Source organism: Dietzia sp. PP-33 (genome assembly GCF_033790845.1).
Taxonomy (GTDB): Bacteria; Actinomycetota; Actinomycetes; order Mycobacteriales; family Mycobacteriaceae; genus Dietzia.
On the sequence record NZ_JAMYEI010000010.1, the window covers coordinates 59,123 to 72,316 of the forward strand.

General features: G+C 73.6%; 11 protein-coding genes. 2 read left to right on the forward strand and 9 right to left on the reverse strand.

The features are described from left to right. The first annotated feature begins 219 nt into the window (after positions 1–219). A complete protein-coding gene (locus NJE57_RS16520) occupies positions 220–756 on the forward strand; it encodes a 2-oxo-4-hydroxy-4-carboxy-5-ureidoimidazoline decarboxylase (RefSeq protein WP_319029618.1) in 537 nt (178 codons plus the stop codon). A 16-nt stretch (positions 757–772) separates the two neighbouring features. Next, a complete protein-coding gene (gene uraH, locus NJE57_RS16525; RefSeq protein WP_319029619.1) occupies positions 773–1,096 on the forward strand; it encodes a hydroxyisourate hydrolase in 324 nt (107 codons plus the stop codon). 313 nt (positions 1,097–1,409) lie between these two features. Here the strand turns inward: uraH and NJE57_RS16530 are convergent, their stop codons facing one another. The 9 genes from NJE57_RS16530 to NJE57_RS16570 are packed head-to-tail and all read right to left on the reverse strand — an operon-like array spanning position 1,410 to position 13,163. Then, a complete protein-coding gene (locus NJE57_RS16530) occupies positions 1,410–2,750 on the reverse strand; it encodes an amidohydrolase family protein (protein ID WP_319029620.1) in 1,341 nt (446 codons plus the stop codon). Next, positions 2,747–5,419: a molybdopterin-dependent oxidoreductase gene (locus NJE57_RS16535; RefSeq protein ID WP_319029621.1), complete on the reverse strand. Its 2,673-nt coding sequence runs from the start codon at positions 5,417–5,419 to the stop codon at positions 2,747–2,749. Before NJE57_RS16535 ends, NJE57_RS16530 begins: the two co-directional genes overlap by 4 nt. After that, positions 5,416–6,291 carry an FAD binding domain-containing protein gene (locus NJE57_RS16540; RefSeq protein ID WP_319029622.1) on the reverse strand — a complete coding sequence of 292 codons (876 nt, stop codon included), beginning with the start codon at positions 6,289–6,291 and terminating at the stop codon, positions 5,416–5,418. The genes NJE57_RS16535 and NJE57_RS16540 overlap by 4 nt, the downstream gene beginning before the upstream one ends. Positions 6,292–6,297: 6 nt before the next feature. Then, positions 6,298–7,689 (reverse strand): 8-oxoguanine deaminase, encoded by a 1,392-nt coding sequence (locus tag NJE57_RS16545; RefSeq protein ID WP_319029623.1) that lies wholly within the window; start codon positions 7,687–7,689, stop codon positions 6,298–6,300. Then, positions 7,686–9,107, reverse strand: a complete 1,422-nt coding sequence (locus NJE57_RS16550; protein WP_319029624.1) for an amidohydrolase family protein — start codon at positions 9,105–9,107, stop codon at positions 7,686–7,688. The genes NJE57_RS16545 and NJE57_RS16550 overlap by 4 nt, the downstream gene beginning before the upstream one ends. A 46-nt stretch (positions 9,108–9,153) precedes the next feature. Further along, positions 9,154–9,789, reverse strand: a complete 636-nt coding sequence (locus NJE57_RS16555) for a pyridoxamine 5'-phosphate oxidase family protein (RefSeq protein ID WP_319029625.1) — start codon at positions 9,787–9,789, stop codon at positions 9,154–9,156. Next, positions 9,786–10,616: a creatininase family protein gene (locus tag NJE57_RS16560; protein WP_319029626.1), complete on the reverse strand. Its 831-nt coding sequence runs from the start codon at positions 10,614–10,616 to the stop codon at positions 9,786–9,788. Before NJE57_RS16560 ends, NJE57_RS16555 begins: the two co-directional genes overlap by 4 nt. Next, positions 10,604–11,932 carry an FAD-binding oxidoreductase gene (locus tag NJE57_RS16565; RefSeq protein ID WP_319029627.1) on the reverse strand — a complete coding sequence of 443 codons (1,329 nt, stop codon included), beginning with the start codon at positions 11,930–11,932 and terminating at the stop codon, positions 10,604–10,606. Before NJE57_RS16565 ends, NJE57_RS16560 begins: the two co-directional genes overlap by 13 nt. A 49-nt stretch (positions 11,933–11,981) precedes the next feature. Then, a complete protein-coding gene (locus tag NJE57_RS16570; protein WP_319029628.1) occupies positions 11,982–13,163 on the reverse strand; it encodes an ABC transporter substrate-binding protein in 1,182 nt (393 codons plus the stop codon). Between the last annotated feature and the right edge of the window lie 31 nt (positions 13,164–13,194).

Here is a 13,194-nt window from a genome sequence, read left to right on the forward strand (position 1 = left end):
TACTTGCACCGGCACATCACCTACGCCGGCAGCGCCCTGACCTGCGGTGCCCTGCGAGGGGGGAGCAGGGCGCCCCAGGTCAAGCACTGAGCGCAGTCGGGCGGCGCGGGTGGGGGCAGTGCGGTTGGGGGCAAGCTCGGGTGGGGGGCGCTTGTTACGGCGTGTTACGACTCTCGCGTCGGCGGCGATCAGCGCCGTCACGGCTGCCATCATGAGCCCATGCCCCAGACCACCGCCGCGCCGACCGCGGCCGACGACCATGCCGTGAGCGTCTTCGACTCCGCACCGGCAGACGACCTGCTGCCAGTGCTGACGGAGCTCTCGGGCTCGGCCTCGTGGGCGCACGCGGTGCTGGAGGGGCGCCCGTACCGCTCGCGTGAGGCACTGCAGGCTGCTGCCCGGCGGGTGCTCGCCGGGCAGAGTGACGCCGCGGTGCTGGCCGCGGTCGATGCGCACCCACCGATCGGGGCCGCTGCGGAGCCGGTCGGTGACGCCTCGGCTCGCGAGCAGAGCGCGGCCGCGACCGCCGACGCCGAACTGGCCCGCCGCCTGGCCGAGGGACAACGCCGTCACGCCGAGCACTTCGGCCACGCGTTCCTGGTCTGCGCCACCGGCCTGTCGGCCCGGGAGATCGTCGCTGAGCTGGACCGGAGAATCGAACTCGCCCCACACGAGGAGCTCGCCTGCACGCGCGACCACCTCGCGAGGATCAACGCGCTCCGGCTCGACCGCTTCCTCGACACCGGTGCACTGTGACGACAGGAGCCCTCTGATGTCCCTGAGCACCCACGCGCTGGACACCGCCACCGGGACGCCCGCGGCCGGGATGGCCTACCGGCTCACCGACTCCGCCGACGTGGAACTGGCCGCCGGGGCCACCGACGCCGACGGGCGGGCACCTCAGCTGGCCGCGGTCGAGATCGGCGCCGGAATCTACCGGCTGCACTTCGATACCGGCGAGTATCACCGCACGCAGGGGCTCCGCGGCTTCTACCCGGAGGCGGTGGTGTGCTTCGAGGTCACCGACCCGGCGGCGCACCACCACGTACCGCTGATCCTGTCGCCGTTCGGCTACAGCACCTACCGTGGCTCCTGACGAATGGGGGAGTTGACGCGTATGGAGCCGATGAGGCCGGTCGACGTGGGCCGACTCGATCCTCCGGAGCCGAGGTGGCAGAAGTGGGGCCGGCGGGGCAGTACCGCCGTGGCAATTCTCGTGGGCTTCTTGCTCGCGTGGGCCGACCCGCCTTACAAACTCTGGTGGACAGTAGCGATGGGTCTCACCATCGGCCTGTGCTGGTGGGCCATCGAGACCCTCGTCAAACGCAGACTGCGTGCCACGTCCGCGGCGGAGGAACCCGCGAACCGGCCATAACCCGACAGTGCCGGAGCCGCGGGACCACGGGTCCTCACCCCCCGATCCCCCGCCCCGCGCACTCGCGCCGCAGCTCCGCGGCCAGGGCCTGTTCATCGCAGCCGACCAGCTCGTAGTCCCGCACCACCACGCGGCCGCCCACCACCACGTGCCGGGGCCGGCGGCCCGGGTTGGCCCACAGCAGCCCGGCGACGGGGTCGACCACCCCGGCGTCGGCGACCCCGGAGACGTCCCACACCGCCAGGTCGGCGGCCGATCCCGGGGTCAGGCGCCCCAGTTCGGGCCGACCCAGTCCGTCCGCACCGCCGGCGGTGGCCAGGGTCAGCGCCTCGAGGGCGTCCAGCGGCCGCCCGGCCAGCGGCGCGACCTGCATCGCCAGCCGGGCGTCGGCGAGCAGGTGCCCGGCGTCGTTGCTCCCGCCCCCCGAGGTGCCCAGTCCGACCCTCACCCCGCGGTCGAGTAGTCGGGCCACGGGGGCCACTCCCCAGCCCATCGGCAGATCGCAGGCCGGGGCGTGGGTGACGGTGGCGCCGCTCGCCGCGACCAGCTCCACCTCGGAATCGGTGATGTCGCACAGGTGGGCGAGCGTGACGTCGGGGGCGAGCCAGCCCCACTCGCCCAGCAGGTCCAGGGGCCGCCGCCCGTACTGCTCGGCGGCGCGGGCCACGTCGACCTGCTCGTTGGCCTGGGTGCGCCGTCGCAGCCCGAGGGTCCGCGCGACCTTGCTAAGGGCGCGGAAGGTTGCGGGACCGTCGGCGTGGATCCCCGAGGGCCCCACGGCCAGCTGCCGCATCCCGTCGCCGGTGACCCCGCCGCTCGCGCCGGGCAGGTGGGTGGAGTGGATCGCCTCCACGGAGACCGCGGCCGCGTCCGGGTCGCAACCCGCGGTGCCGCGGACGAAGGCCAGGCGGGCACCCACCTCCTGCGCGGCGGCGAAGGCGGCCCCGGCGACCCTCACCGGGTCCACGCCGGGCGGCCAGGTCAGGTGATGGTCGGCGACGGTGGTGACCCCGCTCAGCAGCGACTCGGCCAGCGCCACGCGGGCGGCCGACTCCACCAACTCGGGGTCCACGCGCGCGGCCACGTAGGCCTCGCGCATCCGCCCGAGCCAGACCGACATCTCCACCCCGCGCGTGCCGGGCAGTGTCCGGAACGCACTCTGCAGCAGGTGGTGGTGGGCGTTGACCAGGCCCGGAGTGATCACCCCGCCCTGCGCGTCCAGACTGTCGGCGGGGACGGCGGCGGGCACGGCGGCCGCTGGGTCGGCATCGGCGATCCGGCCGTCCACGCACTCGAGCGTGATCGGTTCGGCGGACGCGCGCCCGGGCGACCACACAGCGGACGCGCCCGTGACCCGCAGGACCCGCGCGCTCACGCCGGTGCCCCGATCGGCGTGGCCTGCGCTCTGTCCGGGTCGAACGACCGCAGCCACACCCGGTCCGGGGTCAGTGGGATCGAGTCCTGGCGCACCCCGGTGGCCCGCCGGACGGCGATCCCCACCGCCGCCGCGACCGGGCAGTACGGCGCCTCGGACATCGACTTGGCGCCCAACACGCCCTGCGGTTCGACGGTGTCGGCGAAGAACACCTCGGTGCGCGGGACGTCGCCCATGCGGGGCGGGTGGTAGTGGCGCAGGGTGGCGTTGGCGACCGCGCCGGTGTCGTCGAGCAGCACCTGCTCGTACAGGGCGGCCCCCAGTGCCTGGGCGACCCCGCCCTCCACCTGCCCGCGCAACTGCTGCGGGTTGAGCACCCGACCGGCGTCGACGGCGTGGACGCTGTGCAACACCCGGACCGTGCCGGTGTCGGGGCAGACGGCCACCCGCACGCCCTGCACGGTGAAGGCGGCCTGCCGTCCGAACCCGTCTGCCGAGCCCTCGGCGGACAGGGGCAGCCGGGCTCCGGCCCGGAGCAGGTCGGCAGCCCTCGTGGCCGCCCGGTGCAGGGCGCGCCCGCCCACCACGGTGCCGGCCGAGCCGAACGCTCCGGTGTCGTGGGTGAGCTGCGCGGTGTCCGAGGCGTGCAGGACCACCTGGTCCGACGGCACGGCCAGGGCCTCCGCGACGATCTGTGTGTGCACGGTGGCGGTGCCGTTGCCGAACTCGGCGGTACCCACGTAGGCGTGCACGGTGCCGTCGGCCGCGATCTCGATGCGGGCGGAGCCGTGGTGACCCCCGGGCGGGTTGGTGGCGATCATGCACAGCGCGACGCCTGTCCCTTCGGACCATCCGGGCGGCGCCGACTCCCCTCGGCCGGAGGACAGTGCCCCGGCCACCAGGTCCAGGCAGTGGTCGAGTCCGTAGGAGGACAGGGCCAGCTCGTCGTCGTCGCCAGCCGAACTCACCAGGGGGTCACCCGGGCGCACCACGTTGCGCCTCCGCAGCTCGACGGGATCGATCCCGGCGGCGTCGGCGAGCTCGTCGAGCGCGCTCTCGAGCGCGAACCCCACCTCCCCCAGCCCGTACCCGCGGAAGGCCCCTGATGGCACGGTGGTGGTGTAGACGGCCTCGGCCACCACGCGCTTGGCCGGGCACCGGTACAGCTCCACCGACTCGGTGATCGAGTGGAACATCACGCCCGGCGAGTGGCCCCCGTAGGCGCCCGCGTCGGAGAGCACGTCCAGGTCGAGCGCGGTGAGCCGGCCGCTGTCGTCGCAGGCCACCGTCACCGAGGTCCGGTACGGGTGGCGCACGGTGGCGGAGGTGAACTGCTCTTCCCGGCTGTACTCCCACACCACGTCGCGGCCGGTGCGCAGGGCGGCCAGGACCGCCAGGTCCTCCACGATCATCTCCTGCTTGGCGCCGAACCCGCCCCCGACGCGGGCGGCGTGCACGCGCAGGTCCTCGCGGTCCAGGCCGAAGATCCATGCCAGCTCGTCGCGCACCAGGAACGGCACCTGGGTGGAGGAGCGGATGTCCAGGGAACCGCCGACCCTGGGCCCGCCGTCGACGTGCCGCACGATCACCGCGTGGGTCTCCAGGTGCACGTGCTGGGCCCGGGAGGTGCTCCAGGTGCCGGTGACCACGTGCGCGGCTCGGGCCACCCCGGCGTCGACGCGACCGACCTCGCCGCGCCAGCGCGCCACCACGTTGCGCGCCGGATCGGCGATCCGCGAGTCCGCCCCCTTGTCGCCGTGGTGCTTGTCCCCGTGGAGCTTGTCACCATGGATGGCAGGCGCCCCGGGTGCGCGCGCGGCCTCGGGATCCAGCACCGACGGCAGGATCTCGTACCGCACGTCGATCTCCCGGCAGGCCAGGCGGGCGAGCTGCGGGGTCTCGGCCACCACCACCGCCACGCGTTGACCGTGGTAGCGCACGACCGGGTCCAACACGCGGGTGTCGTCGGGATCGTCGGTGCGCCGCTGGTGGCGGGCGGTGGAGAACAGCACGTCGGGGTCGTCGTGGTGGGTCAGCACGGCCACCACGCCGTCCATGGCCAGGGCGCGGGAGGCGTCGATCGAGGCGATCCGGGCGTGCGCGTGCGGGGAGCGCAACACCGCCAGGTGCGCGCAGCCGGTGAGCTCGGTGTCCAGGGTGAAGGGCTCGGCGCCGCGCACCACGCGCTCGGTGGCCGGGGCGGCGACGGGGCGCCCGATCCCCCCGGCGGGGCAGGCGTTCCCGACACCGTCGAGCGCGTCCTCGATCGCCCGGTAGCCGGTGCAGCGGCACAGGTTGCCCTTCATCGCGGCGGTCCGGACGGCCGGGGCCCCGTCGCGCGCGCACGGCGCGTGGTCCAGGCCGGTGACGGTGGTGACCATCCCCGCCGTGCAGTAGCCGCACTGGAACCCGGCGGCGCGGGCGAAGGCCTGCGGCACCTCGTCCGGCACCCCGGCGGCGGTCCGCACGTCGGTGCCCTCGGCCCGGTGCGCGGGGAGGACGCAGGAGTGGGTGGGCACGCCGTCGACCAGCACCGTGCACGCGCCGCAGTCACCGGTGTCGCAGCCCTTCTTGACGGCGAACTGCCCGAGCTCGCGCAGCAGCGTCCGCAGGCACTGGCCGGGGCGCGGGGTGGGCGCGTATCCGCGCCCGTCGACCGAGATCTTCATGTCGGTGTCTCCTCGGTGGTGTCGGGGGCGCTCAGTTCGACGACGACGGCGAGGGCCGCGATCCCGGACACGTGGCGGCGCCAACTCGGGTGGCCCTGGGGGTCGGAGTGCCAGTGGGGCAGATCGCGGACGGCGGCCGCGGCGACCTCGGGCGGGGGCGGGGCGTCCCACACGAGCAGGTGCGGGGCCGGCACCGCGGCGGTCACCACCAGCGTGCAGCGCCCGTCGGGGTCCAGACGGCCGGTGACCAGCGAGCCGGAGCGGCCGCTGGGCTCCAGCGAGTGCCTCCGGACCGCGTAGCGCGCGCGACCCGCCCCGGCGGGGATGAGCAGTGACCGCAGGATCTCCCCCGGGGCCAGGGACGTCCGGCCGGGGCCGAGCACCACGTCCGCGGCGGGGATCGTGCGGGTGTCGCCGTCGGGGGTCCAGATCTCGGCGGCCGCACCGAGCGTGCACGCGGCCGCGGTACCGGCGCCGGCGGGCAGGGCGGCGCAGAGGTTGCCTCCCCAGGTGGCGCGGGCCCAGATCTTCCACGAGGCCAGCAGACAGGAGAAGGTGTCGTGCAGGAAGGGGCGCAGCTCCGCGGTGAGCGGGTGGTCGAGCACGGTCCGCAGCGATGCTGTCGCCGCCACCCGCAGGCCACCGTCGGGCAACGGTTCGACATCGGGCCAGCCGAGGTCGAGCAGGTCCACGAGGGCGGTGAACGGCGGCGTGTCCTCCCCGGGCGGGGCCGCGGCGCCGGCGGGGTGGACGTGCGCCTCACCGTGCAGTGCGGTCCCCCCGGCCAGCGGTGCCGCGCCGGCCAGCAGGGCCTCGTGTGCCTCGGCACGGCTGCGGGGTCGGTACAGCTCGGCGACGGTGACCAGGTCCATCGGGTCTCACCCCGCCTTGGCGAGCAGGCGGCGGCGCGCGGCCACGACGTCCCGGGCAGCGGTCTCGGTGTCCACGGTGAGCACCCGGCCGTCGGCCACCACCCGTCGTCCCTGCACCCACACCCCGGCCATCGGCGGGCGGGATCCCAGGACCAGGGCGGCCACCGGGTCGTCGATACCGGCGTGGGCGGGGGTGTCCAGGCGCCACAACGCGACGTCGGCCAGGTACCCCGTGGCCAGGCGCCCGATCTCGTCCTGGCGGCCCAGCGCCCGCGCGCCCTCCACGGTGGCCATCCGCAGGGCGGTGCGCACGTCCATGGCGCGGGGCCCGCGGGTGGCCCGGGCCAACAGCAGCGCCTGGTGCATCTCCTCCCACAACACCCCCGACTCGTTGCTGGCGGCGCCGTCGACGCCCAGACCCACCGTCACGCCCGCGGTCAGCATGTCGGGCACCCGCGCGATCCCGGCACCCAGCCGGCCGTTGGAGACCGGGCAGTGCGCGGCCGCCATCCCGCCGGCGGCCATCGCGGCGATCGCCGGGTCGTCCAGGTGCACCGTGTGGGCGAACCACACGTCGGGGCCGGTCCACCCCACCGACTCCATGTACTGCATGGGGGTGCTGCCGAAGCGCTCGCGGCAGAACACCTCTTCGTCGTCGGTCTCGGCCAGGTGGGTGTGCAGGCGCACGCCCCGCTCACGCGCCAGGTCGGCACTCGCGCGCAGGAGGTCGCCGGTCACCGAGAACGGCGAGCACGGCGCCACGGCGATCCGACACATCGACTCCGGCGCGGGGTCGTGGTGCCGGTCGATCACCTCGGCCGTGCCGGCCAGGATCGCGTCGATGCCCTCCACCACGGAGTCCGGCGGCAGCCCGCCGTCGCTGCGGCCCAGGTCCATCGACCCGCGGCAGGGGTGGAAGCGCAGCCCCACCGTGGCGGCGGCCTCGATCTCTGCGGCGAAGACGTCTCCGGCGTCGGCGGGCACCACGTAGTGGTGGTCCGTGGTGGTGGTGCAGCCGCCCAGGGCGAGGTGTGCGAGCCCGCCGAGTGCGGCGGTGCGCACGTCGTCGGCGTCGATGCCGGCCCACACCGGGTAGGAGGCGGTCAGCCACTCGAAGAGCGTGGCGTCGGCCGCCAGCCCGCGGGTGAGCCACTGGTACAGGTGGTGGTGGGTGTTGACCAGGCCCGGCGTGGCCAGGCAGCCGGTGCCGTCGACCCGCTCCACGGTCCCGGTCACGCGCGCCGGGTCACACGGCCCCGCCCCCACCGCGGCGATACGGCCACCCTCGAGCAAGACGTGCCCGGTCGCGTACTCGGTGGCGAACCCGGTGCCGCGGTCGTCCATGGTGGCCACGGCGCAGTTCTCGATCAGCACGGCGTCGCCGCCCCCCGCCGTCACGACCGCACCCCGGCATGTACCGGGCGGATCTGGGCCGGCCGCGCGTAGGCCGGTGCGAACCCGCGCGCCCGCGCCGACCGGATCATCCGCTCGGTGAGCTGGGCGTCGGCCTCGTCGGCGAGCGGGTGCAGGCTCCGCGAACCCTCCGCGACGAGGCGCCCGCCCACGTACACGTGCGTGAGGTTGCGCAGCGAACAGGCCAGGACGTAGGTGGCGACCGGGTCCCAGATCGGCCCGGTGGCCGGGGTGGTGGGGTCCACCACGAGCAGGTCGGCGTGCTTTCCCACCTCGATGCTGCCGATCCGGCCCGCCAGACCGAGCGCCTCGGCCCCGCCGAGGGTGTGCATCCGCAGCACCTCGTGGGCGGCCAGGACGGCGGCGTCGGAGTGCACGGCCCGCTGGGTGTAGAGGCCGATGCGCATGTTCTGGAACGGGTCGGACACGTCCGTGCAGGACTGGTCGTCCAGGCCCATCCCCACCCGGATGCCCGCGTCCCGGTACCGGGTGACGTCGGCGATCCCGGAGCCCAGCCGGCCGTTGGAGGTGGCCTGCCAGATCACCGCCGAGTCCGTCTCGGCGACGCGGCGCACCATGTGGTCGGTGGGGTGGACGAAGTGACCGAAGGAGAAGGCGGGGCCCAGCACCCCGGCGTGGTCGTACCAGTCGAACTTGGCCCGCTGGACCTCGAGGTGCTCGGCGGTCTCCACGAAGTGCGCCTGGTTACCCACCCGGTGACGGTCCATGACCTGGCGCTCGCGCTCGGCCGTGACCGGGGACGACGACCACTGCACCGAACCGAACACCGAACCCCCCAGATCCAGGGCCGGCGGAACCGTGCGCACCCGGTGCTCGGTGACGTGGGCGAACGCCTCGAAGCACTCGCTCTCCGGCAGCTGCTCGTCGTCCAGGCGCGTGGAGGTGACGCACCGCAGGCCCGAGTCGGCCTGCGCGTCGATCTGTCGCGTCAGGAAGTCGACGTCGTGCACCCGCTCGGCGACCAGGGTCGAGGTGGCGTGGTCGAACACCGCGACCACGCGACTCTGGGTGAAGTTGTAGGCGCTGGTCACGCCGTTGCGCAGGAAGTCCAGGCAGCCGGCGAGGGTGAACCAGTACAGGTCCTCCGACTCGGCGCCCACCATCATCTCCCCCATCCGCGAGACCCAGCCGTAGAGCGTGTCGTCGGGGGCGATGCCGCGCATCCCGGCGGTGAACAGGTGGCTGTGGGCGGAGACGAACCCGGGGGCCAGGATCGCCCCGCCCAGGTCATGGACGGTTCCGGGGAGGCCCGGCGGCGGGTCACCGGGTCCGAGCCCGGCGATGAGGCCGCCCTCGTCCACGTGGACCCAGCCGTGGAACCAGCGCGGGGCGTCGGGCGCGGAGGACACGGGGATGACGAGCGCGTCGGTGAAGGTGATCATGGTCAGTCTCTCGGTGGTGTGAGGGGGCTGGGCGGCGAGTGGCGTGTCAGCCGGGCAACTCCTCGGCCAGCCAGCCCCCGGGACGGCGGTGGAACCGCCTCCGGTGGGACGGCGCGTCCTCGACGGCCTGCCAGAACGTCACGGTCTCCGGCCGCAGGCGGTACCCGATCCAGGTGTCGGGCGGATCCTGCGGGCAGGGCCCGTGTCGGTCGACGGCCTCGGCCCACACCTGCCGGCGTCCGGCGGGGGGCAGGGCCGCGGCGGCGGGGTTGTTGGCCCAGGCCAGGAGCTTGAGGTACGGGCTCCGGTCGCGGTAGGTGCGCAGTTGTTCGTCGGCGTCCGTGGGCGCGGCGAGGCCGGTGACGGTGAGTTGGCGTGCCCTGTCGGCGCTGAGTACGACGAGGGTGGCGCGGGGGTTCGCGGCGATGTCGAGCACCTTCCGGGACCGCGAGTCCGTGTGGAAGGTGGGGCCCGCGGTGGTGGCGCCGGAGACCAGGAGGTGACGGCACCCCGGCGTCCCGTCCCGGTCCACCGTGGCCAGAACCCCCAGCGGCGGGTCGAGGGGGTCGACGGCGAGCCAGGCCACCATCGCGGTCAACGGGTCATCACCCGGTTCCGGCATGGCGACCCCGGCCAGATCGGTGCCGGGCAGATCGGCTCCGGGCAGTTCGGCGGCCGTCATCTCGCTCCTCCCGATGCGGTGACGACGGCGTCGGTGGCTCCGCTCGCCGGGTCGAAGACGGCGATCTCGGCCAGCGCGCCCACGACGGTGTCCACGTGATCGGCCACCAACCGGGCCCCGGTGTCGGCGTCGGCCGCCGTGGGGTCGCCGATGACCCCGGTGTCGGACAGGTCGTCGGCCAGCCAGCCGAACTTCACGGGACCGGTGAAGCCGATGTGCCGGCACCCGGCGAGCGCCGTCGGCACCCGCGCCTCGGCCGCGGTCATGTCGACCAACTCCGGTCGCAGGTGGAGCATCATCGACGTCTCGGCCCACCCGGCGTGGATCCCCATGCCGAGCTCGGTGGGACCGGGCACCGCCCTGCCGGCGTAGAGGAAGCTGCGCAGGCCGCTGCGACGACGCAACTCACGCAGCGCCACCTCCAACAGGGCGGAGTTGCCGCCGTGACAGTTCACAAAGAGGACGCGGCCGAAACCGCTGGCCCGCAGCGCCGAACCCAGCTCCCGGACCTGGGACAGCAGGGTGTCCGCGGTGATCCACATCGCGCCGGGGAACGAGGAGTGCTCGTCGCTCTTGGTGTAACCGAGGGCGGGCATCAGCCAGGCATCGATCCCGGTCTCTCCCCCCACCCCGGCAGCGGCGGCGGCCACCGCCCGAGAGGCCACCTCCTCCGCGACGATCAGATCGGTGGCCAGGGGCAGGTGCGGCCCGTGCGGTTCGATCGCGCCGGCGGGGATGATCGCGATCGGGTCACCCTCCCCGACCCGCGCCGCCTCCACGGTGCTGAGGTCCGAGTAGCGACGGGCGGGCCCGATCACGCCTCCCACCGCCCCGGGTTGAGCAGACCGTGCGGGTCGGTACGGGCCGCCAGTGCCCGGACCGCCTCGGTGCCGTGGTCCACGCGGTACTGGTGCGGGGAGTGCACCCTGACCCCCAGCCCCTCCAGGACCGGGACCCCGGCGTAGGCCGCCTCCGGGTCGGAGTAGTGGCCGTTGAGCATGCCGAACATCCGGCCGTGGCCGGCCTCGAGGTGCAGGGTCCCGCCCGGGTAGACGGCCTCGACCTCGTCCAGCCGCTCCACCAGCGCGTCGCCCTGGCACTCCATGTGGAACCACGTGTCGGGCTCGGCCTTCTGCAACCAGTGGGTGGGGTGGTTGTAGGACAGTGTCGAGACCTTGATGGACTCGTTGACCCCCGAGCGCACAGCCTCGACCGCTCCCCCGGCCTCCGCGACGATCGCCTGCACCTCGTCCGCCACGGAGGCGTCGACGATCGCGCGCAGGCTCGCCCTCCCAGCAGGGATCGCCTCGTCCTCGGGCAGACACGAGGCCACGTGGGCCCCGTCCGCCGAGCACAGGCGCGGTGCCGGTTCGACCCGGTGGACCCGTCGCACCGCCGCGAACGCGTCGTGGTGGTCGTCGAAACTGGCGTAGACACAGCGCCAGTCCTGGAGGGGTTCGATCCGCACGGTGGCGCGCACGATGATCCCCGCCACCCCGTAGGTGTGCACGAACGGCTGCGCGTCCTCACCGCTCAGGTGCACGATCTCGGCGTCGGGGTGGGCGAAGACCACGTCGAGCGCCTCGACGAACCCCTCGTGGTTGCGACCGTGGACGATCGTGCCGGTCCCGGCGGAACCGCCGGCGAGGAAGCCGCCCAGTGTCGACTGAACGGTGGAGGGATACATCCACAGCTGCGATCCCTCCCGTGCGAGGCGCTTCTCCAGACTCATCATCCGCACCCCGGCCTCCGCGGTGACCGTCCCGGCCTCCGGGTCGACCTCGTCGATCCCGCGCAGGGCCGTCAGGTCCAGCACGAGCCCGCCGTGCAGGGGGACGACCTGCCCGTAGTTGCCGGTGCCCTTGCCCCGGGAGGTGATAGGCACACGGCGCCTGACCGCGGCTTGGACGATCAGCGGGACCTGTTCGACACTCGTGGGACGGGCGACCACCTCGGGGCGGCCGATCGGCCACTGCGCCCGCAGGATCGGGCTGAGGTACGACCCGTCCTGCGAGGCCTTGTCGAGACTGCGCTCGTCCGTCAGGACGAGGTCGGGGCCGAGGACGGCGCTCAGCTCCTCGACGAGTCCGGCCACGTCCGGGGCCGGGGCGGCCGTCGGTGACGCCGTCTGGGTCTGGGTCACTGGGGTGCCTTCCTGTGTGGGTGTCGGTGAGGGGCCGGGGCGGGCCCGGTCAGTTCATCCCGATGGAGGTGTCGATGAAGCGGTTGGTGGCGACGGTGTCCGCCGACACGTCCTCGGCGAGCGCGACGTCGGCCTCCTCGTAGATGCCCGTGACCAGCTCGACCATGTCCGCCACGCGCTCCTCGTCGAAGTTGCCGACCGTCTCGTCGGGTCCGTTGCCGACGATCTCGCGGTCGAGCATGGCCTCCACGGCGAAGTCGGCAAGCTCGGCGCTGTAGACCCAGCCGGTGTTGAACTGCTCGACGGCGTCGACGATCACGGCGTTGGTGCGCTCCGGGTCCTCGAAGTACTCGACCTCCGCCTGCTGCAGGGCCGGGACGAGCATCTCGAGGCACGCCGAGTTGTCCTCGAGCTCGGCCGAGCGCACCGCCATCATGGACTTGTAGATCGGGTACCCGGTGTCGTGGAGCAGCTCGTACGCCACCGGCTTGCCCCACTCGTCGACCTCGTTCTCATAGATGAACGGCTCGGCGCTGGCGTACCCCTGCTGGGCCACCTGGCCACCCGCGGCCACGAAGTTGGACGGCGACCCGTCGTAGCTGCCGTCGACCTGGGCCGGGTCGAGGATCCCCTCGCCGGTGAGGTAGTCCATGTAGGCGTTGCCCTCGAAGTACAGCACCCGGGTCTGCTCGTCCTTGAGGTCCGCGATGCCCGAGACGTCCGGATAGGTCTCCGGGTCCCACATGATCATCTGCGGGTTGATGTCCAGCGGGGCGAAGACGCCGATCGTCGGGTTGTTCGCCGAGTTCTGCACGGCCTGGTCGGAGTCGACGTACCCGAGCATGATGTCGGTGTCCTGGTACATCTGCGCTGTGACCTGCTGGAACCCGATCGCCGGGCCGCCCGAGCGGATCTCCACGTCCACCCCGGTGTACTCCCCCGAGGCGAACAGCGGGCCCGAGACGGACTTGGCGCCGGCGTCGATCGTGGGATCCGGGCCCAGCAACTCGTAGAGATGACCGTGCTCGGCCTCCGGGTTCCAGTCGGTCTGGACGACGACGGTGGCGGGGCAGACCTCGCTGAGGTCGACGGCGCCGATCTCCCCGCTGTAGCCGGACGAGGCCTCGGCGGACTCGGATCCGGAACCACCGCAGGCGGTCAGCGTGGCGGCTCCGAGGGTGCACAGGGCGGCCACGGAGAGCACGGTCCTGGTGGTGTGGGTACGGCGCATTGGGGTCTCCTCCCGGGGGCCGGAACCGGCC